The sequence below is a fragment of the Oceanithermus desulfurans genome (assembly GCF_014201675.1).
Taxonomy (GTDB): domain Bacteria; phylum Deinococcota; class Deinococci; order Deinococcales; family Marinithermaceae; genus Oceanithermus; species Oceanithermus desulfurans.
Genome location: NZ_JACHEZ010000005.1, coordinates 110,226 through 135,496 on the forward strand (window position 1 = coordinate 110,226; position 25,271 = coordinate 135,496).

Annotated in this window: 28 protein-coding genes and 1 riboswitch; of the genes, 12 read left to right on the top strand and 16 right to left on the bottom strand. The window is 69.3% G+C overall.

Features of this window, described 5'->3' with window-relative positions; translation table 11 throughout:
• Positions 1–9: 9 nt before the first annotated feature.
• Positions 10–318, bottom strand: coding sequence for a co-chaperone GroES (gene groES / locus HNQ05_RS07675; protein WP_147144852.1), 309 nt, complete (start codon positions 316–318; stop codon positions 10–12).
• 130 nt (positions 319–448) lie between these two features.
• Positions 449–1,225 (bottom strand): TrmH family RNA methyltransferase, encoded by a 777-nt coding sequence (locus HNQ05_RS07680; protein ID WP_147144853.1) that lies wholly within the window; start codon positions 1,223–1,225, stop codon positions 449–451.
• A gap of 76 nt (positions 1,226–1,301) precedes the next feature.
• Between HNQ05_RS07680 and glgC the strand changes: the two genes are divergently transcribed.
• From glgC to HNQ05_RS07695, 3 genes are read left to right on the top strand one after another with little or no spacing between them, the layout of a single operon-like run.
• The gene (gene glgC, locus HNQ05_RS07685) at positions 1,302–2,561 is read left to right on the top strand and encodes a glucose-1-phosphate adenylyltransferase (RefSeq protein WP_147144854.1); all 1,260 of its coding nucleotides are present in this window, start codon (positions 1,302–1,304) and stop codon (positions 2,559–2,561) included.
• On the top strand, positions 2,558–3,256 hold the full coding sequence (locus HNQ05_RS07690) for a SagB/ThcOx family dehydrogenase (RefSeq protein WP_147144855.1): 699 nt from the start codon (positions 2,558–2,560) through the stop codon (positions 3,254–3,256). Before glgC ends, HNQ05_RS07690 begins: the two co-directional genes overlap by 4 nt.
• On the top strand, positions 3,256–3,642 hold the full coding sequence (locus HNQ05_RS07695; protein WP_147144856.1) for a gamma-glutamylcyclotransferase family protein: 387 nt from the start codon (positions 3,256–3,258) through the stop codon (positions 3,640–3,642). The genes HNQ05_RS07690 and HNQ05_RS07695 overlap by 1 nt, the downstream gene beginning before the upstream one ends.
• Here the strand turns inward: HNQ05_RS07695 and HNQ05_RS07700 are convergent.
• Positions 3,611–3,910 (bottom strand): hypothetical protein, encoded by a 300-nt coding sequence (locus tag HNQ05_RS07700; RefSeq protein WP_147144857.1) that lies wholly within the window; start codon positions 3,908–3,910, stop codon positions 3,611–3,613. The genes HNQ05_RS07695 and HNQ05_RS07700 overlap by 32 nt on opposite strands.
• Positions 3,911–4,032: 122 nt before the next feature.
• Here HNQ05_RS07700 and HNQ05_RS07705 point away from each other — a divergent pair, with 122 nt between their 5' ends.
• From HNQ05_RS07705 to folE, 6 genes are read left to right on the top strand one after another with little or no spacing between them, the layout of a single operon-like run.
• Positions 4,033–4,425 (top strand): helix-turn-helix domain-containing protein, encoded by a 393-nt coding sequence (locus tag HNQ05_RS07705; protein ID WP_147144858.1) that lies wholly within the window; start codon positions 4,033–4,035, stop codon positions 4,423–4,425.
• A gap of 3 nt (positions 4,426–4,428) precedes the next feature.
• Complete coding sequence (locus tag HNQ05_RS07710) at positions 4,429–5,172, top strand: ImmA/IrrE family metallo-endopeptidase (RefSeq protein ID WP_246104060.1); 744 nt, start codon at positions 4,429–4,431, stop codon at positions 5,170–5,172.
• Entirely contained in the window at positions 5,165–5,941 is a 777-nt protein-coding gene (locus tag HNQ05_RS07715; protein WP_246104061.1) for a CDP-alcohol phosphatidyltransferase family protein, read from the top strand. Before HNQ05_RS07710 ends, HNQ05_RS07715 begins: the two co-directional genes overlap by 8 nt.
• Positions 5,914–6,327, top strand: coding sequence for an NUDIX domain-containing protein (locus HNQ05_RS07720; RefSeq protein ID WP_147144859.1), 414 nt, complete (start codon positions 5,914–5,916; stop codon positions 6,325–6,327). The genes HNQ05_RS07715 and HNQ05_RS07720 overlap by 28 nt, the downstream gene beginning before the upstream one ends.
• Entirely contained in the window at positions 6,320–7,033 is a 714-nt protein-coding gene (gene tmpR / locus HNQ05_RS07725; protein WP_147144860.1) for a bifunctional dihydropteridine reductase/dihydrofolate reductase TmpR, read from the top strand. The genes HNQ05_RS07720 and tmpR overlap by 8 nt, the downstream gene beginning before the upstream one ends.
• An 8-nt stretch (positions 7,034–7,041) precedes the next feature.
• Positions 7,042–7,656 (top strand): GTP cyclohydrolase I FolE, encoded by a 615-nt coding sequence (gene folE, locus HNQ05_RS07730; RefSeq protein ID WP_147144861.1) that lies wholly within the window; start codon positions 7,042–7,044, stop codon positions 7,654–7,656.
• 11 nt (positions 7,657–7,667) lie between these two features.
• On the opposite strand, the gene HNQ05_RS07735 is transcribed toward folE, so the two are convergent.
• The 5 genes from HNQ05_RS07735 to HNQ05_RS07755 are packed head-to-tail and all read right to left on the bottom strand — an operon-like array spanning position 7,668 to position 13,622.
• A complete protein-coding gene (locus HNQ05_RS07735; RefSeq protein WP_147144862.1) occupies positions 7,668–8,114 on the bottom strand; it encodes a hypothetical protein in 447 nt (148 codons plus the stop codon).
• 12 nt (positions 8,115–8,126) lie between these two features.
• Positions 8,127–11,318, bottom strand: a complete 3,192-nt coding sequence (locus HNQ05_RS07740) for a hypothetical protein (protein WP_147144863.1) — start codon at positions 11,316–11,318, stop codon at positions 8,127–8,129.
• Positions 11,319–11,320: 2 nt separating this feature from the next.
• Positions 11,321–11,827 carry a hypothetical protein gene (locus tag HNQ05_RS07745; RefSeq protein ID WP_147144864.1) on the bottom strand — a complete coding sequence of 169 codons (507 nt, stop codon included), beginning with the start codon at positions 11,825–11,827 and terminating at the stop codon, positions 11,321–11,323.
• A 10-nt stretch (positions 11,828–11,837) separates the two neighbouring features.
• A complete protein-coding gene (locus HNQ05_RS07750; protein ID WP_147144865.1) occupies positions 11,838–12,701 on the bottom strand; it encodes a fimbrial biogenesis chaperone in 864 nt (287 codons plus the stop codon).
• Between the two features lie 57 nt (positions 12,702–12,758).
• Positions 12,759–13,622 carry a hypothetical protein gene (locus tag HNQ05_RS07755; protein ID WP_147144866.1) on the bottom strand — a complete coding sequence of 288 codons (864 nt, stop codon included), beginning with the start codon at positions 13,620–13,622 and terminating at the stop codon, positions 12,759–12,761.
• A 265-nt stretch (positions 13,623–13,887) separates the two neighbouring features.
• Here HNQ05_RS07755 and HNQ05_RS07760 point away from each other — a divergent pair, with 265 nt between their 5' ends.
• The gene (locus tag HNQ05_RS07760) at positions 13,888–15,675 is read left to right on the top strand and encodes an AfsR/SARP family transcriptional regulator (RefSeq protein ID WP_147144867.1); all 1,788 of its coding nucleotides are present in this window, start codon (positions 13,888–13,890) and stop codon (positions 15,673–15,675) included.
• On the opposite strand, the gene HNQ05_RS07765 is transcribed toward HNQ05_RS07760, so the two are convergent.
• From HNQ05_RS07765 to HNQ05_RS07785, 5 genes are read right to left on the bottom strand one after another with little or no spacing between them, the layout of a single operon-like run.
• Entirely contained in the window at positions 15,672–16,154 is a 483-nt protein-coding gene (locus HNQ05_RS07765) for a phosphohydrolase (protein ID WP_147144868.1), read from the bottom strand. The two genes, HNQ05_RS07760 and HNQ05_RS07765, sit on opposite strands and share 4 nt — an antisense overlap.
• 1 nt (position 16,155) lies before the next feature.
• Positions 16,156–16,857 (bottom strand): uracil-DNA glycosylase, encoded by a 702-nt coding sequence (locus tag HNQ05_RS07770; RefSeq protein WP_147144869.1) that lies wholly within the window; start codon positions 16,855–16,857, stop codon positions 16,156–16,158.
• Positions 16,838–18,403 carry an acyl-CoA carboxylase subunit beta gene (locus tag HNQ05_RS07775; protein WP_147144870.1) on the bottom strand — a complete coding sequence of 522 codons (1,566 nt, stop codon included), beginning with the start codon at positions 18,401–18,403 and terminating at the stop codon, positions 16,838–16,840. The genes HNQ05_RS07770 and HNQ05_RS07775 overlap by 20 nt, the downstream gene beginning before the upstream one ends.
• A 30-nt stretch (positions 18,404–18,433) precedes the next feature.
• Positions 18,434–18,820, bottom strand: coding sequence for a type II toxin-antitoxin system VapC family toxin (locus HNQ05_RS07780; RefSeq protein WP_246104062.1), 387 nt, complete (start codon positions 18,818–18,820; stop codon positions 18,434–18,436).
• Positions 18,821–18,834: 14 nt separating this feature from the next.
• A complete protein-coding gene (locus tag HNQ05_RS07785; RefSeq protein ID WP_147144872.1) occupies positions 18,835–19,077 on the bottom strand; it encodes an AbrB/MazE/SpoVT family DNA-binding domain-containing protein in 243 nt (80 codons plus the stop codon).
• A gap of 369 nt (positions 19,078–19,446) precedes the next feature.
• Here HNQ05_RS07785 and HNQ05_RS07790 point away from each other — a divergent pair, with 369 nt between their 5' ends.
• Positions 19,447–19,935: a hypothetical protein gene (locus HNQ05_RS07790; protein ID WP_147144873.1), complete on the top strand. Its 489-nt coding sequence runs from the start codon at positions 19,447–19,449 to the stop codon at positions 19,933–19,935.
• A 151-nt stretch (positions 19,936–20,086) separates the two neighbouring features.
• Here HNQ05_RS07790 and HNQ05_RS07795 read toward each other — a convergent pair whose 3' ends face one another.
• Genes HNQ05_RS07795 through HNQ05_RS07805 form a run of 3 tightly spaced genes read right to left on the bottom strand, consistent with a single transcriptional unit; the run spans position 20,087 to position 22,984 of the window.
• Positions 20,087–21,052, bottom strand: a complete 966-nt coding sequence (locus HNQ05_RS07795; RefSeq protein ID WP_147144874.1) for an electron transfer flavoprotein subunit alpha/FixB family protein — start codon at positions 21,050–21,052, stop codon at positions 20,087–20,089.
• Positions 21,053–21,061: 9 nt separating this feature from the next.
• Positions 21,062–21,820, bottom strand: a complete 759-nt coding sequence (locus tag HNQ05_RS07800; RefSeq protein WP_147144875.1) for an electron transfer flavoprotein subunit beta/FixA family protein — start codon at positions 21,818–21,820, stop codon at positions 21,062–21,064.
• Between the two features lie 9 nt (positions 21,821–21,829).
• Positions 21,830–22,984 (bottom strand): acyl-CoA dehydrogenase family protein, encoded by a 1,155-nt coding sequence (locus HNQ05_RS07805; RefSeq protein WP_147144876.1) that lies wholly within the window; start codon positions 22,982–22,984, stop codon positions 21,830–21,832.
• Between the two features lie 164 nt (positions 22,985–23,148).
• Between HNQ05_RS07805 and HNQ05_RS07810 the strand changes: the two genes are divergently transcribed.
• Complete coding sequence (locus HNQ05_RS07810) at positions 23,149–24,519, top strand: tryptophanase (protein ID WP_147144877.1); 1,371 nt, start codon at positions 23,149–23,151, stop codon at positions 24,517–24,519.
• A 559-nt stretch (positions 24,520–25,078) separates the two neighbouring features.
• Positions 25,079–25,207: riboswitch (FMN riboswitch) on the top strand.
• Positions 25,208–25,271 lie beyond the last annotated feature (64 nt).

Here is a 25,271-nt window from a genome sequence, read left to right on the forward strand (position 1 = left end):
CTACCTCCCTTACTTCTCGACGACCGCGAGCAGGTCGCGCTCGGACAGGATGATGTACTCGTTGCCGTCGATCTCGATCTCGGTGCCGCCGTACTTGGCGAAGACGACGATGTCGCCCTCCTTGACCTCGAGGGGGACGCGCTCGCCGTTCTCGAGCAGCTTGCCGCTGCCCACGGCGATCACCTTACCCCGCTGGGGCTTCTCCTTGGCGGTGTCGGGCAGCACGATCCCGCCCTTGGTGGTCACTTCTTCCTCGATGGGTTCAACCACGACCCGGTCTGCTAGGGGTTTGATCATTACCTTGACCTCCGATGCCATGATTGCCTCCCTTCGCCCCTTTGACACTTAGGGGTCCAGAGTGTCAATCCACCGCACATTATGGGGGGCGCGGCGGGGGCTGTCAACCCCGTACACGCGACCCCTTACAAGCAAGTTGAGCGGGTGTATGTCAAGCCCGCCGCTGCTGGCGCAGCCCCTCGTAGAGCAGCAGCGCCGCGCTGACCGAGGCGTTCAGGCTGTCGACCGTGCCTTCCATGGGGATGCGCACGGCGAGGTCCGCGGCCTCGAGCCAGTCGGGGGGCAGCCCCCGGTCCTCGGCCCCCACCGCGAAGGCCGTGGGGCCCGAAAGATCGGCCTCCCAGTAGACCCGCCCGGCCGCAGGCGCGGCGGCGACGAGCTGCAGGCCGCGCTCTTGCAGCCAGGCGCGCGCGGCCGCGTGGTCCACCACCGCCAGCGGCAGCGCGAAGACCGCCCCGGTGCTGGCCCGGATCACGTTGGGGTTCTCCGGATCCACCGCGTCCCCCACGACGAGCACCGCGTCCGCGCCGCTGGCGTCGGCGCTGCGCAGCATCGCCCCCAGGTTGCCGGGTTTTTCGATCTCCACCGCCACCAGCACCCGCCGCGGGTCCGGCGGCAGGTCGGCCAGCCGCCGGGCGGGACGCTCGAAGACGCCGATCAGCGCCGGCGGGTTCTCGCGGTAGCTGACGCGCCGCATCGCCGCTTCCGAGAGCTCGTAGACCGGCGCCCCGGCGAGCCGCGCCGCTTCCTCCGCGCCCGCCCGCTCGGGCCAGACGAGCCAGGCGCACGGCCGGATCCCCGCCGCCAGCGCCCGTGCCGCCTCGCGTGCGCCCTCCACCAGGAAGCGGTCCTGCTCGAGCCGGCCCCGCCGGGTCTTGAGCTCCGACCAGGCTTTGACCTTCGGGTTACGCGCGCTCGTGATCCGCACGGGTTCATTGTATGCTCCGCTGTGGCGTACGCCCCGGTGGCTGCGGGTATGCTGGGGAAAACGCAAAGGAGCGCCTATGCCGCCTGCCAAACGTTTGCGCGTACTGGGGATGATCCTCGCCGGGGGCCAGGGGAGCCGGCTCTACCCGCTGACCGCCAAGCGCTCGAAGCCCGCGGTGCCCTTCGGGGCCAAGTACCGGATCATCGACTTCGTGCTCAACAACTTCATGAACTCGGGCATCTACTCGGTCTACGTGCTCATCCAGTACAAGGCGCAGTCGCTGACCGAGCACATCCAGCGCTACTGGCGCTTCGGCGCGTTTCTGGACGACCACTTCATCATCCTCGTGCCCGCGCAGATGTACCGCTACGAGGAGTTGGGGCCCGTCTGGTACCGCGGCACCGCCGACGCCATCTACCAGAACCTGCACCTCATCGACAACAACGACCCCGAAGTGGTGGCCGTCTTCGGCGGCGACCACATCTACAAGATGAACATCCGCCACATGGTCGACTTTCACCAGGACGTGGCCGCCGACGTGACGATCGCCGCCTACACCGTGCCCATCGAGGAGGCGAGCCGTTTCGGGGTCATCCAGGTGGACGAGCAGTGGCGCATCGTGGACTTTCAGGAGAAGCCGGAGCACCCCAAGCCCATTCCCGGCCGCCCCGGCGAGGCGCTGGTCTCGATGGGCAACTACCTGTTCGACAAGGAGCCGCTGGTCGAGCTGCTCGAGCGGGACGGTGTGGACCCCGAGTCGTCCCACGACTTCGGCAAGGACGTGCTACCCGCGGCGCTGGCGGGAGGGCTGCGGCTGTTCGCCTACGACTTCCAGAGCAACCCCATCCCCGGCGCCGAAGGCGCCAACACCTACTGGCGCGACGTGGGCACCCTCGACTCCTACTTCGAGGCCAACATGGACCTGGTCGCGGTGCTGCCGCAGTTCGACCTCTTCAACCCCGAGTGGCCCCTGCGCACGGCCAACCTCTTCAGCCCCCCGGCCAAGTTCGTGCACGAGACCGGCGAGCGGGTGGGGCAGGCCTTCAACAGCCTGCTCGCCGGCGGCGTGATCGTGAGCGGGGGGACGGTGCGCGAGTCCGTGCTCTTCCGCCGGGTGCGCGTCAACTCGTACAGCCTGGTGGAGAACGCGGTCCTCTTCGACGACGTCGAGGTGGGGCGCCACGCCAAGATCAAGAATGCGGTGATCGACAAGAACGTACGGGTACCCGAGGGCGTCGAGATCGGGTACGATTTGGAAACCGACCGCGACCGCGGCTTTACCGTGACCCCCGGCGGTGTGGTGGTGGTACCCAAGGGGTACCGGTTCGACCTATGAAGAAGAAAGACTTCGGACACGCGTTTCTCGCCTACACCCGGCTGAGTCCCGGGCAGGCGCTGCCGGGGAACGGGCAGCGGGTGCCCACGGCCAAGGTGTACGCCAGCCCGCTCGAGACCGTGGACCTGCCGGAGGCGCGCAAGAGCGGGGGGCCCCAGACCTGGCGGCTGATGGCGCAGCTGCAGGCACAGACGCCGGAGCTGGAACTGACGCTCACCCCCGGCGACCTGGCGCAGATGCTGCTGCCGCTGTCGGACCGCGACGGGCGGCGGGGTTACCTCTCGAGCGCCGGGGCCTACCCGGTCGAGGCCTACCTGGTGGTGCGGCGGGTGCAGGACACCTTCCCGGGCGTCTACCACTACGCGGTCAAGGCCCACCAGCTCGAGCAGATCGCCCCCTGCCCCGACTGGGCGGCCTGGGAGGCGGCCCTCGCCGACGCCGAGGGTGCCGGGCTTGCCGGCGTCTACCTGGTCCTCACCGCGGTGCCGGCGCGCAGCGTGGCGCGGCTGGGGCCGCGCGGCTACCGACAGGCCCTGCTGGAGGCGGGCAAGGCCGCGCACGCCGCCTTCACCGCGGCGGTGGCGCTGGGCCTCGCGGCCCGCGAGGCGGAGTGGTTCTACGACGAAAGCGTGGCCCAGGTGCTGGGGCTGCCCGAGGGCGAGTACCCGGTCGCGGTGGTCATCGTCGGACGCTGATGGAGGTCGCGGGCGTCTTCGCCTACGGCAGCCTGCTGCCGGGCGAGCGCTACCACGCGGTCGCCCGGCGCGCGGGTCTGCTGCGCCGCACCCCCGCCCGGCTCGAGGGGCACCGGCTCTACGCGCTGCCCGCCGGCTACCCGGCGGCGGTGCCGGGGGCGGGCGCGGTGGAAGGGGAGCTGTTCGAGTTTCGCGACCTCGAGGCGGCGCTGCGCGTCCTCGACCGCTTCGAGGCCGCGGACGGGCTCTACCGCCGGGTGGTGGTGCGCGTAAAAACGCCCGCCGGCGTGCGGCGGGCGTGGGCCTACCTGGCGGAGGCCGCGGCGGTGGCGCGCCGCGGCGGGGTGCCGTGGCCTAGCGGGCGCTGGCGGGGACGGCGCGCCTGAACGCGCGCGGGCGGCGGAGGAAGCGGGTCCAGCGGGAGCGCGGGTGGTAGGTGCGGCGGTAGGCCTCGAGCGCCTTCAGCCAGAGGGTGAGGCGGGCCGCCTGGGGGTGGCCGGCGGCCTGCAGCCGCGCGAGGGCCGCCTTGATCTCGCGCTCGAGCCGGTCGAGGCCGGCGCGCCCCTCGCGGTTGTCCACCTCGATGAGCAGGTTCAGCATGGCGGCGGGCAGGGCCTGGGGCGGGGTGCGGAAGAGGCGCTGGATTCTTTTCATCGTGAACAACCTCCCTGTGATTATGACTGTACCATAATGGTATGGTAAGCTGCAAGTATGGTGAGTGAATTACGTCTTGACCGTATCGCTGGCGCGCGGTACCCTAACGCTAAGGAGGTGCCATGAAGCTGGCCGAGCGGTTTCGTGAGTTGCGCAAGGAGCGGGGCTGGCGGCTGAAGGACGTGGCCGAGGCCACGGGCCTCTCGATCCCCTACCTCTCCGACCTGGAGCGCGACCGCACCAACCCCAGCCTGGAGACGCTGCGCACCCTCGCCGAGGCCTACGGGATGAGCGTGCACGACCTGATGGCCCCCGTCGACTTCTACGGCGAGCGCACGCCCGCCTCGCTGCCCCGGGGGCTGGCCGAGCTGCTCGAGGACCCGGTGCTGGGCGCGGAGATCACCCCCGACTGGGTGGAGACCCTCTCGCGCATCGAGCTGCGCGGCCGGCGGCCCGAGAACAAGCGCGACTGGTACGAGATCTACCTGCACCTGAGGCGCGTGCTCGAGGGCTAGACGGTGACGGCGGCGGAGACGCGGCGGCTGCGCGCGGCGCTGGAGGCGCGGGTGCTCGAGCGGGCGGCGGCCTTTCGTGAGCGGCACGCGCCGCTCACCCCCGACCGCATGGCCGCGGGCATCGGGTTCCGCTGGCGGGTCGCGGCGATCGCCGGGCGTGACGGCCTGCTCGACGCCGCGAGCGGCACGATCCTCGTCGCCGAGGGGCAGAGCCCCCGGCGCCAGCGGTTCACCCTGGCCCACGAGGTGATGCACCGGCTCATCGAAGAAGACGGCGAGCTGCTCTCCGACCTGCACGAGGCCTACGAGGGGGCGGCGCTGGAGCGGGCGCTGGAGCGGCTTTGCAACCTGGGGGCGGCGGAGATGCTGCTGCCGCGCGCCGAGGTGGCGCGGGCGCTGGCGGCCTCCGGCCCCAACCCCCGGCTCTTGTGGGAGCTGGCGGACCGCTTCGGCGTCAGCGAGCCGGCGGCCGCGGTGGCCGTGGTGGGGGCGCTGGGTCCGGGGTCGCTGGCGGCGGTCTTCGGCGGGCGTCCGCCCGCCGTCTACTTCGCCTTCGGCGCGGGCGCGCCCGCGCGGGGTGCGGTGCTGCCGGAGGACCACCCGCTCGCCGCGGTGCTGACCACCGGGCTGCCCCAGCGGGGGGCGCTCGAGCTGCCCGGCGGAGCGCGGGCCGAGCGGGCCTGGGCGCGGCCCTGGCGCGGCCGCGTCTACCTGCTGGCCACCGGGGTGGAGGCCGCGGGTGGCTGAGGCGCCGCGCCTGGTCGACGGTCTCAAGCCCCGGCCCGCGGAGGAGGTGCTGAACCGGCTCGTCTTCCGCCCGCTGGGGCACGGGGTGGTGCGGCTGCTCTGGCGCACGCCGCTGCGCCCCGAGCTGCTGGTGCTGGCCCACGGCCTGCTGGGGCTCTTGGCCGCGGGGATGGTCGCCTCCGGGCGCGACCTCGCCGCCGCCCTGCTTTTGCAGCTCGTCACCGTGCTCGACAACGCCGACGGGCAGCTGGCGCGGGCGCGGCGGCAGGTCAGCCTGCTGGGCCGCTACCTCGACAGCGAGGTGGACCTGCTCGTGCACGCGGCCCTCTTCGTTGCGCTCTACCTGCGCACCGGGGACGCGTTCGGGGCGATCTTCGGCTTCGCGGCGCTGACGCTGGTGCTCTCGCTCGACTACAACCTCGCGGCGCTCGCCGCCGGCGAGGCCGGTCCGGACGCGGCGCCGCGTCCGGGGCTGGAAGCGGTCCTGGCGCGCGTCTACGCCGCGGTCTTCGGCTGGCAGGACCGGGCGATCCGCGCCGCCGAGCGCGCCCTCCAGCGGCGGCTGGGGGTGAGCGACGCGGCCTGGTGGCCGCGGCCCTTTCTGGCCTTCTTCGCCAACCTGGGCCGGACGACCCAGTTCGCGGTTCTGGGGTTGCTGCTGGCGCTGGGGCGGCCCGGGGCCTACCTGGGGTTTCTGCAGCTCACGGTCTTGGCGCTGCTCCTGGTCTATGCTGTTCGCATATGGCACGCTATCCGATCCCCACGGTAGGCGCGCTGGTGCGCGGCCCGAGCGGGCGCGTGCTGCTGGTGCGCACCACCAAGTGGAAGGGGCTTTGGGGCGTTCCCGGGGGCAAGGTGGACTGGGGCGAGCGGCTCGAAGACGCGCTCTTGCGCGAGTTTCGCGAGGAGGTGGGGCTCGCGCTCGAGAACGTGGAGTGGGGGCTCTTCCAGGAGGCCATATTTCCGCCCGACTTCTACAAGCCCATGCACTTCCTGCTCTTCAACTACTTCGCCGAGAGCCCGACCGAGACGGTCACCCCCAACGAGGAGATCGCCGAGTGGGCCTGGGTGCCGCCCCGGGCGGCGCTCGACTACCCCCTCAACCGCTACACCACGCCCCTGGTCGCGCGCTACCTGGAGGTGAAGGGTGGCTAGGGCGGCGCTGGTGACGGGCGCGGCGCGCGGCATCGGCCGCGCGGTGGCGCTGGGCCTGGCCGCGCGCGGCTTCGACGTGGCCGTCCACTACCGCACGAGCCGCGAGGACGCGCGCGAAACCGCGCGCAGGGTTCGGCGGCTGGGGCGGCGGTCGCTGCTGGTGCGGGGCGACCTCACCGACCCCGAGGCGGCGCGGGCGGTGGTGGAGCGCGCGACCCGCGGTCTGGGCGGACTCGCCGCCCTGGTCAACAACGTGGGCGACTACCTCTACAAGCCGGTCGAGGAGGTGAGCCCCGCCGAGTGGCGCGCGGTCCTCGACTCGAACCTGAACACCGCCTTCTACGTCACCCAGGCGGCGCTGCCCCACCTGCGCGCGGGCGGCTGGGGGCGCGTCGTCTTCCTCGGCTACGCGGGGGCGGGCCAGAACGTGGCCAAGCCCCACCTCACCCCTTACTTCGTGGCCAAGACCGGCGTCGTCCTTTACGCCAAGGCGCTGGCGGCGCGGCTGGCACCCCACGGGGTGACCGTCAACGTGGTGGCCCCGGGGGTGGCCGAGAACTCGGTGACCCAGCCGTTGCGGGAGATCCCCATGGGTCGCGTGGCCTACCTGGAGGAGCTGGTGGACGCGGTAGGGTATTTCGTCAGCGAGTCGGCCGACTACGTGACCGGCCAGGTGCTCGAGGTCGCGGGCGGCTGGAACCTGTGAGGAGCGGTATGAAGAAACGCATCGAACTGGAAGACACGGGCATGACCTTCGAGACGGCCTACGACCTCGAGGCGATGAGCCGGCTGGCGCGCAGCTGGCTCGAGCAGATCGGCGAGGATCCCGACCGCGAGGGGCTGGTGGACACCCCGGGCCGGGTGGCCCGTGCCTGGGCCTTTCTTACCCGCGGCTACCAGCAGAGCCTCGAGGAGGTCATCAACGGCGCGATCTTCGAGGCCGAGGGTTCGGAGATGGTGGTGGTGAAGGGGATCGAGTTCTACTCGATGTGCGAGCACCACCTGCTGCCCTTCTTCGGCCAGGTACACATCGGCTACATCCCAGGCGGCAAGATCCTGGGGCTTTCCAAGTTCGCGCGGCTGGTGGACATGTACGCCCGGCGCCTGCAGCTGCAGGAGCGGCTGGCCACCCAGATCGCGGGGGCGCTCATGCAGGTGCTCGAGCCCCGCGGCGTGGGGGTCGTCGTCGAGGGGGCGCACCTGTGCATGATGATGCGCGGCGTGGAGAAGCAGCACTCCACCACCGTCACCTCGGCGATGCGCGGCGTCTTCCAGGAAGACCTCAAGACCCGCGAAGAGTTCCTGGCGTTGCTGCGCTCGCAGCCCTAGCGGCCCCGGCCTCAGGGCGCGGGGGGCGTCGGCAGCTCGCAGCCGGGCACCGCGGTGCTGGCCCCCGCGCCCGACGCGATCGTGACCGTGAACTCGGCGTCGCCCACGCCCTCGACGTGCAGCCGCACCGTGCCGCTCTGGGCGCCCGCCGGCACCATGAAGAACAGCGTGGCGGGGTCCTGGGCCTGGGTCAGCTCCACGCGTTCGGGCGCGAGCCCCGGTTCGGGCGGGAAGAGGAGGTAGTTGGGACCGTCGTCCCAGTCCGCCTGGGTGCCGAAGTTGTTCCCGGTCAACGCCATCCAGTCGCCGGCGCGCACCGGGCAGCCGGCCGTCACGTCGGGGACGGCCGAGAGCACCTTGAGCGCTCCGGTGGTGCGGATGCCGCCCGTCTGGGTGGAGCAGGCCGCCAGCACCAGCAGGGTGAAGAGCCCCAGCAGGGTCCGTAGTCCTTTTTTCATGGCCGTTCCTCCTTACCTTTCTCCCGTGCTTGCGGGAAGCACCGTGATTCGACTTTGCGAGAGCGTCTCGCCGTCCGCCACGACGTAGGCCGCGAAGGCGCCCGCCCGCTCGGGCGTCCACTCGGCGACCCAGCGGTAGCCGTCCTCGCTGGTGAACTCCACGCCGTCCCCTTCGCCGATCACCAGCCGCACCGAGGCCGCCCGGAAGAGGAGCGTCAGCTCGAGCCGCCGCGGCTGCCCCACCTGGAACTTCAAGGGGTCGAGCTCGTAGAGCGGCCGCCTGACGACCGTCGCCACGGCCACCGTGTCCACCACCTGCGCCGCCCGGGCCGCCCGCACCTTGAGCATCAGCGGCCCGGTGGGGGTGGACGGGGGCATGCGCACGCGCACCGTGTAGGTGCCGTTCTCCCGTCGTTCCATCGGGTAGCTGACGCCGTCGAGTTCCAGCCAGACCTGGTCGGGGTCGCCCTGGGCGAGGGCGCGCACCTCGAACTCGGCCCCCGCGGCGACGATGGGGGAGGGCAGGGTGGCGAAGACCGTCAGCTTCCCGGGGTTGTAGGTGGTGCGCACCTGCTTGGGTGGCGGCGCCGCGCCGAGGCGCAGCACCCGTTCGCTCTTCCCGGGCTGCAGCTCGACGCGGGTCGGGGGCGCGGTGGCCTGGAAGCGCGGGGGCAGCAGGTCGGGGTCGGGCTCCACCTGGTAGACGCCGGGAAGGAGTCCGGTGGCCAGGGCGCGCCCGCGCTCGTCGGTGCGGAAGCTGCGGGTGGAGGGCCCCACCAGGCGGACGCCGCCGTAGGGGATGCCCCGTTCGCCTTCGTCCTGGACGCCGTTGCGGTTGACATCGTGGAAGAGCACCAGGAGGACCTGGGTCGTCGGGGCGAGCGGAAGGTCGAGGCGGTAGCGCCGCCCCTCTTCGACGCGCAGCTCGGTGGGCCGGTAGAGGTCCAGGGTCGCGGGCAGACCTTCCAGCTGCGGCGTGTGCACGCCGGGACGGGCCTCCAGCGCGTAGCGGCCGCTTTCGTCGGTCTCGGCGCTGGCCCCGCCGAGGTGCACGGTCAGTCCGGGTACCGACGGCTCGCCCTCGTCTCGCAGGCCGTTGAGGTTGCGGTCGATGAAGGCGACACCGCGCACGAACCCCACCTTGCGCCCGCCGAAGGCGTTCACCACCGGCTCGGGCGTCGGGAACTGCCAGGTGAAGTTGTAACCCAGCTGCACGCTGAAGCGGTGCGTTAACGATTCCGCGCCCCGTCCGAGCCCGTCGGGGTCGCGGACGGCGTAGCCGACGAGGAGGCCGACGGGGCTGCCCATCAGGCTCTTCTGGGCCAGGTAGAAGCTCAAGCGGTCGTCCTCGCCGTGCTCGTAGTCGACCTCGCTGGCGAAGCCGGCGCCCCAGTACTGCTGCCAGCCGAACCCGACGGTCTCGCTGTAGGCGTCCGCGAGCTTCACCGCGTACTTCGCCCGCAGCACCGTGAGCGGCCAGGGCCGCCAGCGGACGCTCAGCTGGGCGCCGTAGCCGCGCGGCCCCACCAGGGTGTAGGTGCCGCTGCCGCTCAGCCCGAAGTTGCCGTAGCCCAGCCGGGCGCTGAGGGTGGCGGTCTGGTGCGTAGCCCCGTCCGCGGGGACGTAGCGCAGCTTGTAGCCCACGCTGAAGCTCGAGCGCACCCCGGCCAGGTTCGGGGGGCGGACGGCGAGGGAGGGGTTGAGGCTGAACTCGAAGGGTTGCCGCGCCGCCTGCTCGAGCGTCGTGGTGACGCGCAGCGAGGTGCGCGGGAGCGGGGTCGCGAAGACCGAGCTGCTGGCCTTCCAGCCCAGACCCTCGGGGCGCTGCTGCAGGTGGGCGGTCCCGCGCACCCCCAGCGGGTAGACGCTGCGGGTGCCCCCGGTAAGGGTCAGGGTGTAGAGGCCCAGCTGGGGGCTGGCCGAAAGCGACTGGAGCACGCTGAAACGCGTCCCCTGCCAGAGCAGGCCCTGGCGTGCGGTGCCGATCAGGGTGTAGCCGCCCGCGAGGATCCCGTTCAGCCGCCCCCCCAGCCGCAGGCTCAGCGACCGGTTGAGGACGCGGCTGTAGTCGACGCTGAAGCGGTCCTGGCGCGAGCCCTGCGCGGCCTCGACGCTGGCGTTGAGCTGCAGCTTCAGCGACCTGCGGGTGCTGACCGCGCTGACGGAGAAGCCGCCCGCGTCCAGGTCGTAGCGGCCGTTCAGCCCCACGCCGTAGCGCCAGCCCTCGGTCTTGAACCCCGTGCGCAGCCCCATCCCGGTGGTCGTCGCCGAAAACGCGGCGTCCCACCTGGGTCCTTTGAGCCCCAGCGCCAGGCCGGAGGGGGCCTCGGGCCACCAGCGGGGGCTCCGCCCCCCGAAGGCCGAGGTGCTGAGTGAGGTCTCCACGAAGTCGGAAAGCCGGCCGCTGAGGCTGGGCCTGACGCTGTAGCGGAAGACCGGCGGGGCGAACCGCCCCGCTTCGAGGGTGGTGCCCACGCCCACGCTGCCCGAGAGGCTGACGCGCAGCGTGGGGTCGGGGCCGCCCGCGCCGAGCGCGTAGGGGTCCAGCCAGCGGGTGGTCACCCGCACCTTGCGCTCCAGGCCGCCGAAGCCGGAGCGGGCGCGCACCCAGGTGATCATCGTGTAACCCGGCGACACCCGGCGGCCGTCGCCGATCTGCAGCGTGAGGACGGCCCTGCCCTCCTCGCCGGGGTCGAGCTCCAGGACGGTCGGCCGCAGGTAGGCCTCGCCGGTGTTGGCCTCGGCCTCGAGGGTGATCCGGTCGCGCAGGTTGCCGCGGTTGATCACGGTGATGCGGTAGGCGACGGGCTCGCCCATGCGGGCTTCCTGCTTGTCCTCGGGGTAGAGGATGAAGTCGGCTTTCGGAAGCACGGTGACGTCGGTGGCGGCTTCGGCGAGCAGGCGCTCGCCGTCCCAGATCCGCAGCTTCACCGGGTGCACGGATCCGGCCGGGGTGAGTTCGGGCACGCGCAACGTCACCGCCACCAGCGTCCTTTCGCCCAGGCGCAGCCTGCTGGGCAGCGGGAGGGCCGGCCAGCCTGCGGGCGCCACCACTTCCGGCCGCACCTCGCCTTCACCCGACAGGGTGAAGAGCAGGGTGGCGTACGCTCCGGGCCCGACCTGGGTTCCTGGGGCGGGCTGTATCGCGACGCCGCTGGCCCAGGCCGCCCCCAGCAGCAACAGGCAGGCGGCCCAATACCTCATGGTTAGGGTTCCCGGATGGCGCTGACCACCACGTTGACGGCGTAGTTGCCGGGTGGTTCGTTGCCCTTCAGCTCGAGGGCGAACTCGAGCTGAATCTCCTTCCAGCCTTCGGTCGCGCCCACGTCGGTGTAGAAGACCTGGGGCGCGCTGCTGCCGCGCAGCCAGGGGCCGTCGTTGACGCGGAAGAGGATCTGGTCCGAAGGGAGGATCCGGTTGCCGCTCTCGTCGAGCAGGTCGGGAATCTCGAGCAGCAGGCTCCAGACCCCGGGCTGGTTGACGAAGACCTGGACGGGCAGCACCCCGTCCTCAGGAGCTGTGGCCTTGTAACGCGCCGGGAAGCTGGGCGGCGGGTAGTTCTGCAGGTTCAGCTCGAAGCCGATCGTGGTCGTGGGCGTGCGCACCGAGATCACCTCGGGAATCACCGCCTGCACGAACCAGGTGGCCTGCGCGTAGCCGATCGGCGCCAGCAGGACGAGCAGGACCAGGATGTTTCGGACGGTACCTTTCATTTCGCCTCCATCAGGGGGAACCCTGTTGCGACTCGGGTTCCGACTGCGCGGCCGGAGCCGGTTTGACCAGGTCGAAGGGAAGGCTTACCACCGTCTGCCCCGCAACGTCCACGGTTTCGCTGCCGTAGTTGAGCACCGCGAGGATAACGTAGTCTCCTTTTTTGATGGGTCCGAAAAAATTGGCGCGCAGCACCCGGGTCGCCCCGGGCAGCACGACGGTACGGTCGATCTCGGCCTCGCCCACGACGTTGCCGCCGGCGTCGCGCACCTCGAGCCGGCCCGTCACCGCGTAGGCGCCGTTGCCGGTGTTGGCGTATTGAATGCCGATGGCGATCGGCTGGTCGGGTTCGTCGGGCGGCACCGCGACGATGCCCAGAATCTGGCCGTCCCACTCGATGGGGGGCACGTTGACATAGATCGTGTGGGCCACCCGGATCTTGAAGGTGGCGATGTTGGCGCCGGGCTGGGCGTTGGGGTCTTCTCCCTGGAGGAAGAGCACGCTCCAGTGGGTGCCCGCCGCGGCGTCCTCGGGTACCTTGATGGTGTAGCGGACGATTTTCTTTTCGTGGCCCGCAAGCATGAACTCGGCGGGCGAAAAGGTGATCCAGGGGCTCGCGCTTTCGGGCAGGCTGCCGGGGTCCAGGTAGACGGGCTGGCCGTCGGGCTGGTACATCCAGTCGCCCAACGAGACCCGCACCCGCGCCGGTTCGGCGCCGGGGTTGGCGATCAGGATGCTGGCGGACTTTTCCTCCCCGGGCCGGGCGGCGTAGATCGCGGCCGGCGGATCGATGGCCACCGCGGTCTGCGCCCGGGCGGGGAGGGCGATGCAGGCGGCGAGAGCAGTGAGCAGCGGTACGATCGCCCGTTTGCGCATGGTTGCCTCCGGAGTCAGGTAAGGTGGGGCGCTGGCCCCACCTTACCGCAAGGTACGTTACTGAGGGGTGCCGAACTGCACGTCGGCGGACTGCAGGGTGTAGGTCAGGTCGGCGCGGTTCTCGCCCCAACGGTCCGAGTTAATCTTCACGGCGACCACGACCAGGGTGTCGAGCCAGCTCTTGTTCTTGCAGCTTTCCGGAAGTTTGGGGTTGAGCACCTGGTCGCCGGTGGGCCCGAAGTTCAGGTTCTTCGGGATCAGGTGGCGGCTGGCGCCGTCGGGCAGGTCGTACAGCCCCGTCGCGCTGCCGAAGGTGGCGCAGGTGTTGCCCTGGATGTAGAGGTGTTCGATGCTCGGGTACTCATCGTCGAGGTCGTTGCGGTTGGCGGTCAGATCCCAGTAGCTCCAGTTCGAGAAGAGCTGCAGCACGAAGGTCTTGTAGCAGACGAAGTAGCCCTTGGAGCCCTCGATCAGCTCGCCGTCGTCGCCGATCTCGATGGGCGGGTAGGAGTCGACCACGCCGCCGCCGACGATGGCGATCTTGGGCCAGTCCCGCACCTCGTAGTAGGTGCCGCCCGGCAGCACCTGCGTCTGGTTCCAGAACTTATCGCCCAACTTGGTCGTATCGTCGGCGCCCTTGGCGTAGACGCAGGCGATGGTGGCATCCCCGGCGAGCGGGTCGCTGCTGTGGGGCCAGCCCTGGCCGTCGAGCGCGCTCAGGTCGAAGGTCAGGGTGGTGGTGTCCAGGTGCAGCGCCGTCGCCTGCGGCAGGATCAGCTTGACCGTTTGGTTCACGCTGGCGCTGTCGGCGCCCTTGTCCACGGCGTCGGGGCCTTCGCTGGTGGGCCCGATCACGGGCGTCTGGGCGAAGGCGAACGCCGCCACGGCAAATAGCGAAGCGAAAATCCACTTCTTGTTCATGCGGTCCTCCAATTCATAGTGCAGTCTTGACGAAGTCTAGGGGCCTGGGGCCTGAAGCCGGTCGTTTGCTCTAAGTTTCCTCACCTCCCTCTCTCTTGATGCTCACTCTAATGGCCGTCACACATTCGGCCGTTAAGTCGAGGTAAGCTGTAAGAGACAGAGCGAAGCGGCTTAGCGTTATGGGTTGGGTTAACGACCCCGGTCCACTTAACGCCGTATTAACGTTGCGATTAACGGTTGGTCCACGGGCATTCGGAGGGATTGTATGGCGCAAATTCAATCGGCTATCGCGCAACTTACCCTGTTCGGGACCGCGGGGCTGTACGTGGGCGGCAAGCGGGTTCCGCTGCGGAGTAAGTCCCTGGCCATCCTCTACTACCTGGCCATCGAGGGTCCGATCAGCCGCGCGGCCATGGCCGAGCTGCTCTGGGAACACTCCAGCGCGCGCCAGAACCTCAGAGTCGAGCTGCACGAACTGCGGCACACGCTTCGCAAGCTGGGCATCGTGGCCTTCGAGGACCGCCGCGATCCGCTGGTGCTGCCCCCGGGCATCGTCCTCGACACCACCCCGCGCACGGGTCAGATCCTGGAGGGTCTGGAACGCGTCTCCGACAGCTTTCGGGAATGGCTGGCGGGGTTGCGCGGACGCACCACCCAGGTCGACGAGCAGCCCGCCGAGCAGATCCACGCCCAGGCCTCGGAGCTGGCCCGCGAAATCGACCCGCCCTTCCTGCTGATCGTCAAGGGTAGCCCCCTCGCCGGCTTCAAGACCTTCGCGCTGCAGCTGGCGCGCGAGATGGGGCTGCCGTTCATCGAGGGCGTCGAGGGCAGCGCCACCGCGGTGCGCTACCTGCCGCTGCCGCAGACGGAGGCCCAGGTCAAGAAGGTGCTCAAGGACGACAAGTCGGTCTGGATCCTGCCCACCGCTCCCTTCGGCGAGGACCACAGCACCCTGCTCGAGCTGCGGGCCCAGTGGCCCGCCGACCGGGCGCGCTTCGTGACCCTGCAGCCGCTCTCGTGGCCGGCGGTCGTCGAGGGGCCCCTGCAGGACCTCCCCTTCGAGCGCGCGGCGGAGATCTACCTGCGCTCGGGCGGTGACGCCGCCCACCTCAAGCACCTGCTCGAGCTCTACCGCTCCGGTCAGGAGGAGCTGCCGCTGCCGCAGCAGGTGCGCGCCGCCTACCAGCGGGAGAGCCGCTTCCTCAGCTACCCCGCGCGTCTGGCGCTCGAGCGCCTCTCGGTGCACCCGGGCACGCTTTCCGACGGCCTGATCGAGGCGCTGGAGGCGCACGAACACCTGGACGAGCTGGAGCGGCGCGGCTGGCTCACCTACGACGACGAATGGTACTTCGCCAGCGAGCCCGCCCGGCGGGTGCTCTACCAGGCGCTCCAGCCGGGGAGGCGCGCCGAGTACCACCGGGCCGCGGCACGCTACTTCGCGGCGAAGGGGGACCTGATCGCGCGCTACCACCACGAGCTCGCGGCCGACCCGGAGCGCCGCTCCGTCGAGCCGCCCGAGAACCTCCCGCCCTGGGCGCGGGCGGTCTGGGGGCTCGAAAAGGGCGAGGACGGGGGCGCCGTGCGGGTCGAGGGACTCGAACCGCTCGAGGAGATCTTCTCCGAGCCCCCCGAGATGCGCGGTGACGGCTGGGGGGCGTACGGCAAGCGGTTCTACTTCGTCCGCAACGGCCCGCCGTACCGCGACAACGAGCTGGTCTTCCCGGGGGCCGACGAGCCGGTCCTCATCCGCATCAAGGGCCGGGGCTTCGTGGAAAACGTTCTGGGCATCGGGCTGGACGGCGAGCGGATGCCGCTGCGGCTCCAGGTGGGGCGGAGGCCGCTGGTGATCTTCGCGCCGGTCAGCCGCGAGGTAGCGCTGGAGGGCGTGACCCTGCTGCCGGTGCGCCGCTTCGAGGTCTGGGTCGTGGTGCCGCAGGGGCAGAAGCTGTGTTTCGCCAGCGCCGCCGAACGCGCGGTCGTGGAGTTCACCCTCGACGTCTACCGCGTGCGCGGCGCGGCGGAAGAGGCCGGTCTGGCGCGGGTCTCGGCCTAGAACTCGGCGTCGATCGCCCGCAGGCGCACCGCCCAGGTCGAGGTGCCGCTGTGGTGCTCGCCGACGAGGCGGGCCACGCAGGGATCGGCGATGCGGTCGGCCGCGTAGCGCGGGTGGTGCCGCCGCACCTGCCAGGCGCCGGTCAGCCCGGTGCGCAGGGGGTAAGGCTCCACCTCCGGCGTCCAGCGCTCGAAGAGCGCGGTGAAGATCCGCTCCCAGACGTTGTAAGGGCGCAGGCTCTTGCCGGCGTCGTGGATCAGGGCGGCGCGCACCGCGCAGTCGGGGGCGTCGGGCCAGCGCTCGAGCAGCCGCCTGGCCACGGCCACGTTGTGTTCGCGGTCGCGCACGTCCATGGCCCGGTAGAGCCCGGCTTCGTCGGGCGCGAGCCGCGCGAGGGCCCAGGCGTCGTCGGGGCGGCAGAGGGCGGGGAAGAAGCCCTTTGCGAGCCGGATCAGGCGCTTCCGGGTGACGAGCGCCATGCTAGTTCAGCCCCGCAAGCGCCTTGGCGCGGGTCAGGACTTCGTCGAACATGGCTGCGGTGAGCCGGCCGGTCTGGGTGTTCTGGCGGCTTACGTGGTAGCTGTCGAGCAGCACCCGCGCGTCCGGGAGGGTGTGTTCCGCGCCGTGGGCGAAGGGGAAGCGCGCCTTCACCTGGCCGTAGTGCTCGAGCAGGGCGTCGTGGGCCAGACGACCCAGCGCCAGGTAGACCCGAAGCTCGGGCAGCAGCGCGAGCTCGCGCTCGGTCCAGACGCTGCAGGCGGCGAACTCGGCGCGCGTGGGTTTGTTGCCGGGGGGCGCACAGCGCACCGCGGCGGTGATGTAAACCCCGTGGAGCTCGAGTCCGTCGCCGGGGTGTTCCGAGTGGGGTTGGCTGGCGAGCCCGGCCCGCCAGAGGGCGGGGTAGAGGAAGTCGCCCGAGGCGTCGCCGGTGAACATGCGCCCGGTGCGGTTGGACCCGTGCGCCCCCGGGGCCAAGCCGAAGATCAGCAGGCGCGCCCGCGGGTCGCCGAAGCCGGGCACCGGGCGGGCCCAGTAGCTCTCGCTCCGGTAGGCCCGCCGCTTCTTCCGGCCCACCTCCTCGCGCCAGGCCACCAGGCGCGGGCAGCGGTGGCAGCTGCGGAGTTCCGCGTAGAGATCGTCGAGCTCCTGGGTGGCGGGAGCCCTAGAGCGGGATGTTGCCATGCTTCTTCCAGGGGCGTTCCTCGTGCTTGTCTTCGAGCATGCGCAGGTGCCGGATCAGGTGCCGGCGCGTCTGCTCGGGGGGGATCACGTCGTCGATGTAGCCCCGCCCCGCGGCGATCCAGGGGTTGTCGAAGCGTTCCTTGTACTCCTTGATCTTCTCGGCGCGGGTGGCCTCGGGGTTGGGGCTTTGCTGGATCTCGCGGCGGAAGACGATGTTGGCTGCGCCCTCGGCCCCCATCACGGCCACCGCCGCGGTGGGCCAGGCGAGCACCACGTCGGCCCCCATGTCGCGCGAGTTCATGGCCAGGTAGGCGCCGCCGTAGGCCTTGCGGGTGATCAGCGTGATCTTGGGCACCGTGGCCTCGGCGTAGGCGTAGAGCATCTTGGCGCCGTGGCGGATGATGCCGCCGTGCTCCTGGGCCACCCCTGGGAGGAAGCCGGTCACGTCCACGAAGGTCACGAGGGGCAGGTTGAAGGCGTCCATCGTGCGGATGAAGCGCGCGGCCTTGTCGGCGGCGTCGATGTCGAGCGCGCCCGCCATGAAGCGGGGGTTGTTGGCCACGACCCCCACCGGCTGCCCGCCCAGCCGCGCCAGGCCCACGATGATGTTGCGCGCCCAGGTGGGGTGGATCTCGAGGAAGTCGCCCTCGTCGACGAGGGTGCGGATGACCTCGTGCATGTTGTAGGGGCGGCGCGGGTCGGGGTTGACCATGTCGAGCAGCTCCGGCGCGGTACGGTCTTCCGGGTCGTCGGTGGGCCTAAGCGGCGGCTTTTCCCTGGCCGATGAAGGGAGGAAGCTCAGGATCTTGCGGATGAGTTCCAGCACTTCCTCTTCGTTTTCGCCCTCCAGGTGCGCGACGCCGCTCTTCTTCGCGTGCACGTCCGCCCCGCCCAGCTCCTCGAAGCTCACCTCTTCGCGGGTCACGGTCTTGATGACCTCGGGACCGGTGATGAACATGTAGCTCGAGCCCCGGCTCATAAGCACGAAGTCGGTGATCGCCGGGCTGTAGACCGCGCCGCCGGCGCAGGGGCCCAGGATCGCCGAGATCTGGGGCACCACCCCCGAGTAGACGGCGTTGCGGTAGAAGACCTCGCCATAGCCCGAAAGGCTGTCCACGCCCTCCTGGATGCGGGCGCCGGCCGAGTCGTTGAGCCCCACGATGGGCGCGCCCACCTTGACGGCCATGTCCATGGCCTGAGCGATCTTGCGGCCGTGCATCTTACCCAGCGAGCCACCCAGCACCGTGAAGTCCTGGCTGAAGACGAAGACGGTGCGGTCGTCGATGGTGCCGTAGCCGGTGACCACGCCCTCGCCGGGGGCCTGCACGCCCTTCATCATCTCGCTGTCCAGGTGCTCCACGAAGGTGCCCAGCTCGACGAAGCTGCCCGGGTCGAGCAGCTTCTCGATGCGTTCGCGCGCGGTCAGCTTGCCCTGACGGTGCTGCTTTTCGATGCGCTCGGGGCCGCCGCCTTCCTGGACCTGTTTGCGGCGCTCCTCCAGCTCGGCGATGAGTTCTTCCATCCAGGCGCGGGTGTTGTCGGCCATAACGTTTTCATGATACCCACCCCGCGTGGGTTAGGGCTCGACGACCTCGATACCGTCCGCGGGGAACCTTGCGTCGAAGGTATACAGTCTTTGTGCTTCGTTGCTCCGGGCCAGAGCCCAAAGCAGAGCGTCGGCATACGCGACCCGTTTGGAGGGTCGGCTTAACAGCAGCCCCAGGATGGCTTCTTCCTTGGGTAGGTCCAGCAGGTGCAGGTTTTTCTTTTGTAGAAACTCAATGAGCGTGTCCACCACATGGGCTCTCGATATTTCGTAGGCCTTTTCGAGGACGAAAGCCGTCTCCACCAGGACGATGCTGTGCAGGGCGAGAGGATCGGGACCGTCCAAGAGCACGGCGGCGCGTTCGGCCAGTTCGGGAACGTCACCGGTCAGGTAACGCACGACCACGCTGGTGTCCACCAAAGGCGGGGAGCTCATTCCCGGTCCGTCCAGGCCTGCTCGCGCGCGCGTTGCAATTCCGTATCGCTGAGCGGTCTCCGGATCTTGCCGGCCAGGCGTCCCTTGAGCGAGTGTTCGTGCTGCGGTGGAAAGAAATAGACTTCCAGGTGGTCGCCCACAAGGCGCTGCACGGCGATCCAGCCCGGCCGCACGCCCAAGCGCTCGCGGGCTTCCTTGGCGATGACCACCTGCCCCTTGGGTCCTACCTTATAGGCCATAGTCTTACCTCATATCCATAATACTACATAGGACGGCTAAGTTAAAACCCACCTGGGTATGCCGGGTGGGATGGCCTGAAGCTGCAGCTAGGCCCCCTTGAGCTTCTTCGCCTCTTCGCTCATCCGGCCGTGTGGGTACGCCGGCGGACAGGTGCGCCGGAGGCCTTGGCTGCAGGCGCAGGAATCCCGGAATACGGCTCGTTCGCGGCCGCTGGATTGGCCTACCGATGGAAGACCGGGGACGAGGACCGGGGAGCCGGTGCCTTGGTTTGCTGCGAAGCGTCATAAAAGGGATACAATCTGAGTATGTGTGCCTAGCGGGACCGGGTGCAGTGTGCGCCGGAGGGCCACCGGAACGGGGGAAGGCCATTGACTGCGGTAAATCTGATCTTCGACCTGCTGCTCTTATCCGCCCTCGTGCTGTACGCCTGTTACTGGCTGCTGCTTTGGAGGTTGCTGGCGGGTCGGCCTTTTCCCGTTGAGTGGGTGAGCCAGTACGCGAACGTGATGCTTGTTGTGGCGCTCGTTCCGGTCTTTGTAGCCGACTTCGCGCTCGGTGCGTACCGCGACCACGCCATGGTCCCCAGCGCCATACTGCTCTACCTGATGTTTGCGAGCGCGCTCGCCCCTGCGTACCGCCTGACCCTCGCTTCCGCTTCGGGGCCTTCCCAAACCACGAACCTCAAGTACCTGTTGACCTACGGGGTCTTGTTCACGCTGGTGCTGGCGCTCGCCGCGTTCAGGCCGGAGCTGTGGTACCGAACCAACTGGACGCACGTCGTTCTGACCTTGCTGTTGTTACCGTTTTACTACGTCGTCTTATTTTCCGATTACCGCTCGAGAACGGCACCGCAATAGCGAGGACGCGCTTCCCGGTTCTTAGCGTGGGCGGAGGCCGCCGGTGCGGGCGCGGTACGCACCCTGGCGAGGACGCTCGAAATCCAACGTGCTGCGCACGAAAACCCAGGCCGCCGCTCGGAGCCCGAGCGGCGGCCTGGTTCAGGGGGAATCAAGCCCCCTTGAGCTTCTTCACCTCTTCGATCATCGCCGGTAGCACCTGATGCACGTCGCCGACGACGCCGTAGTCGGTTTCCTTGAAGATGGGGGCGTCGGGGTCCTTGTTGACGGCCACGACCACCTTGGACTTGTTCATGCCCGCCTGGTGCTGCACCGCGCCCGAAACGGCGAGGGCGAAGTAGACGTTGGGTTGCACCGTCTTGCCCGTCTGCCCCACTTGCTCGGCGTAGGGGCGCCAGCCGGCGTCGATGACCGCGCGGGTCGCGCCCACCGCACCGCCCAGCAGGTCGGCGAACTCTTCGATCATCTGGAAGGCCTCGGCGCTGCCCATGCCGCGACCGCCGGTGACGACGACCTCGGCCTCGGTGAGCGAGACCTTGCCGCCGGTCTCGACGATCTTTTCGAGGACCTCCACTTTCTTTTCCAACTCGCCCAGCTCCACCGCCAGCGGCTCCACCGTACCCGCCCCGGCGGGCTCGGCCAGGGGCGTGGTGTTGGGTTTGACGCTGATCACCGCGGGCAGGGAGCCGGCCTGCTTTTCCAGCACGCGGTTGAGGAAGCTGTACTTGGTGGCGTAGACCTTCTCGCCCTCCGCCCAGCTGTCGAGGGTGTCCTCGAGCAGTGCGGCGTCCATCTTGACCGCCAGCCGCGCGGTCCAGCTGCGGCCGGTGCGGCTGGCGGGGGCCACGACCACCCTGGCCCCGGCGGCCTCGGCAGCGGCGTGGGCGGCCTTCGCCCACTTCTCGGCGGTGTAGGTTTCCCAGTCGGGGCCGCTCACCACGTAGACCTTGCTCACGTAGTCCTTGGCCTTCTCGGCCACGCCCTCGGCGCCGAAGCCGACCACCAGGCCCGCCACCTCGCCGCCCAGGGCTTCGGCCAGCTTGCGCGCGCGGCTCACGCCCTCGAGCGCGCCCTTGCGCAGTTCGTTACCGTCGTGATCCATTACCACGAGAATCATCGTCGCCTCCTAGAGCACCTTGGCTTCTTCGTGCAGCAGCTTGATGAGCTCGGCGGCGGCCGCGGCGGGCTCCTTGGTGCCGTCGATGATCTTGCCCTTACGCTCGAGCTCCATGATGGTCTGCTCAAGGATCTCGACCTTGCTGCCGCTCACGCCCAGCTCGGCGGCGTCGATCTTCTTGATCTCCTTCTTCTTGGCCTTCATGATGCCGGGCAGCGTCGGGTAACGCGGCTCGTTGAGGCCCTGCTGGGTGGTGAAGACCGCCGGCAGCGCCACCCGCACCACCTCGGCCCCCTCGTCCAGGTCGTGGGTGGCCTTGGCGTGGCCGTCCTCGAGTTCGAAGGCGGTGGTCCAGGTCACGCTCGGCCAGCCCAGCGCCTCGGCCACCGCGGCCCCCAGGGCCTGGCTGTCCCAGTCGGCCTGCTGACCGCCGGTGAAGACCGCGTCCGGGGCCTCCTCGGCCAGGACCTTGGCGAGCGCGCCCGCCTGGGTCACCGGGTCCACGTAGCCCTCGGCGGTGACGAGGACGCCGCGGTTCGCGCCCATGGCCAGCGCGGTGCGCATGGCCTCCTCGGTGCGCTCGGGGCCGAAGGCCACCACCACGGCCTCGCCGCCGTGGGCCTCCTTTAGTCGGATGATCTGCTCGACGGCGTACTCGTCCATCTGGTCGAGGATCAGGGTGGCCCCCTCGAGGTTCACCCTGCCGCCGTCCACCTTGATCTTCGATTCCCCGTCGGGAACCTGCCGGATGATCGCCACGTACTTCATACCGCCTCCTTATCTGAGCGCCTTGAGGATGCTGCGCGCGATGATGATGCGCTGGATCTCGTTGGTGCCCTCGTAGATCTGGTTGAGCTTGACGTCGCGCAGGAGCTTTTCCACCGGGAAGTCGTTCACGTAGCCGTAGCCGCCGTGGATCTGGATGGCCTGGTTGGCGGCCTCGAAGGCGACCTCGCTGGCGTAGGCTTTGGCGATGGCGCTGGCGCTGATGTGCTCGGGGTCGCCGCGGTCGGCCAGCCAGGCGGCGTAGTAGGTGTACATCCGCGCCGTTTCCAGGCCCATCTTCATCTCGGCCAGCTTGAACTGGATGGCCTGGAAGTCGGCGATGGGGCGGCCGAAGGCTTCGCGCTCGAGCGCGTACCTGGCCGACTCGTCGAGTGCCCTGCGGGCCACGCCCACGCTGCCGGCGGCCACCGGGATGCGCGTCTTGTCGAGGGTGAGCATGGCGATCTTGAACCCCTCGCCCTCCTCGCCCAAACGGTTTTCCACCGGGACCCGCACCCCGTCGTAGACGATCTCGTAGGTGGGGGCGGCGCGCTGGCCCATCTTGCCGTGGATCTTGTTGAAACTCACCCCCTCGCGGTCGTTCTCGACCACGATGGCGATCACGCCCTTGTGCCGCAGCGAGGGGTCGAAGGTGGCGAAGACCACGTTGAAGTCGGCTTCCTTGGCGTTGGAGATCCACATCTTGGTGCCGGTGATCACGTACTCGTCGCCCTCGCGCACGATGCGGGTGCGCAGCGCCGCGGCGTCGGAGCCGTTGCCGGGCTCGCTAAGGGCGAAGGCCGCCAGCGAGGGCCGCTCGGTGAGCGGACTTAAAAAGCGCTTCTTCTGCTCCTCGGTTCCGGCGATGAGGATGGGGGTGATGCCCAGCTCCGAGGCCATGGGGATGGTGTAGAAGCCCATGTCGGCCCAGCCCAGCTCCTCGCCGATGATCACTTCTTCGACCAGACCCAGGCCCAGGCCGCCGGCCTCCTCGGGCACGCTGATGTTGAGCAGGCCGATCTCGTAGAGCTGCTCCACCAGTTCCCAGGGCACCTGTTCGTTCTGGTCGTACTCGGCCGCCCGCGGGGCCACCTGCTCGCGCGCGAAGCGGCGCGCCAGTTGCTGAAGCTGTTTTTGTTCGTCGGTCAGCGAGAAATCGAGCGCCACGAAGCCACCTCCAGACCGCCGGCCACCCCGAGGGGGCCCTCTCCTTTGACCCAGTCTAAATATTTTGGCCGGGCCCTGCAAGCCGGCGCGTGTTCATCGTATCACGCCACTACCGGCGAAAAAGCGTTATATATCCCGGGGTAGCATGGACGAAAGGAGGTTCCATGAAGACCATCATCGAGCCGTTTCGGATCAAGACGGTCGAACCCATCAAGATGACCACGCCCGAAGAGCGTCAAGGCCTCATCGAGCGGGTCGGTTTCAACCTGTTCAAGCTGCCCGCCGAAGACGTGATCATCGACCTGCTCACCGACTCGGGCACCAGCGCCATGTCGGCCGCCCAGTGGGGAGCACTGATGCAGGGCGACGAATCCTACGCCGGCGCGCGCAGCTGGTACCGTTTCGAGCGCGCCGTCAAGGAGATCTTCGGCTTCGAGCACGTCATCCCCACCCACCAGGGGCGCGCGGCCGAGCGCATTCTCTTCAGCGTGCTCGTGAGTCCCGGTCACGTGGTGCCCAGCAACACCCACTTCGACACCACCCGGGCGAACATCGAGTTCGCCGGCGGCCGTGCGGTGGACCTGCCCTCGCCCGAGGCCGCGGACCCGGCCTCGCGCGCCCCCTTCAAGGGCGACATGGACGTCCGGGCGCTCGAGGCCCTGATCGCCGAGGTGGGACCCGAGCGCATCCCGGTGATCATGCTGACGGTCACCAACAACTCGGGCGGCGGCCAGCCGGTGAGCATGGCCAACATCAAGGCGGTCTCGCGCATCGCCCGTACCCACGGAATTCCCTTCTACATCGACGCCTGCCGCTTCGCCGAGAACGCCTGGTTCATCAAGCAACGCGAACCGGGTTACGCCGACAAGACCCCTCGCGAGATCGCGCGCGAGATGTTCTCCTACGCCGACGGCGCCACCATGTCGGCCAAGAAGGACGCCTTCGCCAACATCGGAGGCTTTTTGGTCACCAACGACGGCGACCTGGCCGCCCAGGAGCGCGACCTGCTCATTCTTACCGAGGGCTTTCCCACCTACGGCGGCCTCGCCGGCCGCGACCTGGAGGCGATTGCCGTTGGGCTCGACGAGGTGCTGGAAGAGGACTACCTGAACTACCGCATCGTTTCCACCGCCTACGTGGCGAACAAACTGGACGAGGCGGGGGTGCCGGTGATGCTGCCGGCCGGCGGGCACGCGGTCTACCTGGACGCGCGCCGTTTCCTACCGCACGTGCCGCCCCTCGCCTACCCCGGGCAAGCGCTTTCGGTGGAGCTCTACGTCGAGGGCGGGGTGCGTGGCGTGGAGATCGGCACCGTGATGTTCGGCAAAGACCCCCACACCGGCGAGGAAAAACCGGCTCACTGGGACCTGGTGCGCCTGGCCATTCCCCGCCGCGTATACACCCAGAGCCACATGGACTATGTGGTGGAGGCGGTGGCGCAGGTCTACGAGCGGCGCGAGGAGATCGGCGGCATGCGGATCGTGCGCGAACCCCGCTTCCTGCGGCACTTCTCGGCCGAGTTCGCGTGGGCGTGAGAAGGAGGTGGTGGGGTAGGCGGTGGGTTGGCCGCGGATCGGCCTCGAACGTCCAGCAGCTACATCGCCCACAACCCCCACCCAACCCTCCCCCAGGGGAGGGCTTTTTCTACCAGGCGGCCGATGATCCATCCTCGGCGTCCGCCTCGTCGTGAAAGAAAGGTCTTTTTGACAGATTGGCTTTGAGCCAGCCAAGGCGTTTTCACAAGCCCCAGCCCACAGGCCACAGGCTACTAGCTACAAGCTACAAGCTACAAGCTACAAGCTTTTTACCTCCCCCTCGCGGGAGGTGGCGGCGAAGCCCGTCGGAGGGATCCGGGCCCATGCCGGCGGCGAGGCCGGGACGGCGTCGCCCAATAAGCCCCAAGTTGCGGAGGGGCCGCGAACGCTCCCCCTTACCGAAGGGTCACCAGGTCATGGTGCGGTTGCCGTCGTGGCCTTGCCGATGGGGGTGCGTGTTTCTTCCTACGAAACCTGACGGCCCGGGTACCGCCCGTGGGGACGCCCGTCACCCCGGCTCGTGATACATTGACCTTAGGCGCCCTGGGCGCCCACAACGCAGCTCCTTCGGGGCAGGGTGAAATTCCCGACCGGCGGTGAAAGCCCGCGAAGCCCGGCGCAAAGCGCGGGGCCCGACCCGGTGGAATTCCGGGGCCGACGGTGAAAGTCCGGATGGGAGGAGGAGGTGAAGGGCCTTCGGGCCCGGGTATGGTCTGGAGCCATCAACCCAAAATTCATCGTGCGTCCTGGAG

What these genes read in the sequence shown, in the direction of transcription:
- groES (WP_147144852.1), bottom strand. Translation starts at nt 318, where the DNA reads ATGGCATCGGAGGTCAAGGTAATGATCAAACCCCTAGCAGACCGGGTC.
- glgC (WP_147144854.1), top strand. Translation starts at nt 1,302, where the DNA reads ATGCCGCCTGCCAAACGTTTGCGCGTACTGGGGATGATCCTCGCCGGG.
- HNQ05_RS07690 (WP_147144855.1), top strand. Translation starts at nt 2,558, where the DNA reads ATGAAGAAGAAAGACTTCGGACACGCGTTTCTCGCCTACACCCGGCTG.
- HNQ05_RS07695 (WP_147144856.1), top strand. Translation starts at nt 3,256, where the DNA reads ATGGAGGTCGCGGGCGTCTTCGCCTACGGCAGCCTGCTGCCGGGCGAG.
- HNQ05_RS07700 (WP_147144857.1), bottom strand. Translation starts at nt 3,910, where the DNA reads ATGAAAAGAATCCAGCGCCTCTTCCGCACCCCGCCCCAGGCCCTGCCC.
- HNQ05_RS07705 (WP_147144858.1), top strand. Translation starts at nt 4,033, where the DNA reads ATGAAGCTGGCCGAGCGGTTTCGTGAGTTGCGCAAGGAGCGGGGCTGG.
- HNQ05_RS07720 (WP_147144859.1), top strand. Translation starts at nt 5,914, where the DNA reads ATGGCACGCTATCCGATCCCCACGGTAGGCGCGCTGGTGCGCGGCCCG.
- folE (WP_147144861.1), top strand. Translation starts at nt 7,042, where the DNA reads ATGAAGAAACGCATCGAACTGGAAGACACGGGCATGACCTTCGAGACG.
- HNQ05_RS07735 (WP_147144862.1), bottom strand. Translation starts at nt 8,114, where the DNA reads ATGAAAAAAGGACTACGGACCCTGCTGGGGCTCTTCACCCTGCTGGTG.
- HNQ05_RS07740 (WP_147144863.1), bottom strand. Translation starts at nt 11,318, where the DNA reads ATGAGGTATTGGGCCGCCTGCCTGTTGCTGCTGGGGGCGGCCTGGGCC.
- HNQ05_RS07745 (WP_147144864.1), bottom strand. Translation starts at nt 11,827, where the DNA reads ATGAAAGGTACCGTCCGAAACATCCTGGTCCTGCTCGTCCTGCTGGCG.
- HNQ05_RS07750 (WP_147144865.1), bottom strand. Translation starts at nt 12,701, where the DNA reads ATGCGCAAACGGGCGATCGTACCGCTGCTCACTGCTCTCGCCGCCTGC.
- HNQ05_RS07755 (WP_147144866.1), bottom strand. Translation starts at nt 13,622, where the DNA reads ATGAACAAGAAGTGGATTTTCGCTTCGCTATTTGCCGTGGCGGCGTTC.
- HNQ05_RS07760 (WP_147144867.1), top strand. Translation starts at nt 13,888, where the DNA reads ATGGCGCAAATTCAATCGGCTATCGCGCAACTTACCCTGTTCGGGACC.
- HNQ05_RS07765 (WP_147144868.1), bottom strand. Translation starts at nt 16,154, where the DNA reads ATGGCGCTCGTCACCCGGAAGCGCCTGATCCGGCTCGCAAAGGGCTTC.
- HNQ05_RS07770 (WP_147144869.1), bottom strand. Translation starts at nt 16,857, where the DNA reads ATGGCAACATCCCGCTCTAGGGCTCCCGCCACCCAGGAGCTCGACGAT.
- HNQ05_RS07775 (WP_147144870.1), bottom strand. Translation starts at nt 18,403, where the DNA reads ATGGCCGACAACACCCGCGCCTGGATGGAAGAACTCATCGCCGAGCTG.
- HNQ05_RS07785 (WP_147144872.1), bottom strand. Translation starts at nt 19,077, where the DNA reads ATGGCCTATAAGGTAGGACCCAAGGGGCAGGTGGTCATCGCCAAGGAA.
- HNQ05_RS07795 (WP_147144874.1), bottom strand. Translation starts at nt 21,052, where the DNA reads ATGATTCTCGTGGTAATGGATCACGACGGTAACGAACTGCGCAAGGGC.
- HNQ05_RS07800 (WP_147144875.1), bottom strand. Translation starts at nt 21,820, where the DNA reads ATGAAGTACGTGGCGATCATCCGGCAGGTTCCCGACGGGGAATCGAAG.
- HNQ05_RS07810 (WP_147144877.1), top strand. Translation starts at nt 23,149, where the DNA reads ATGAAGACCATCATCGAGCCGTTTCGGATCAAGACGGTCGAACCCATC.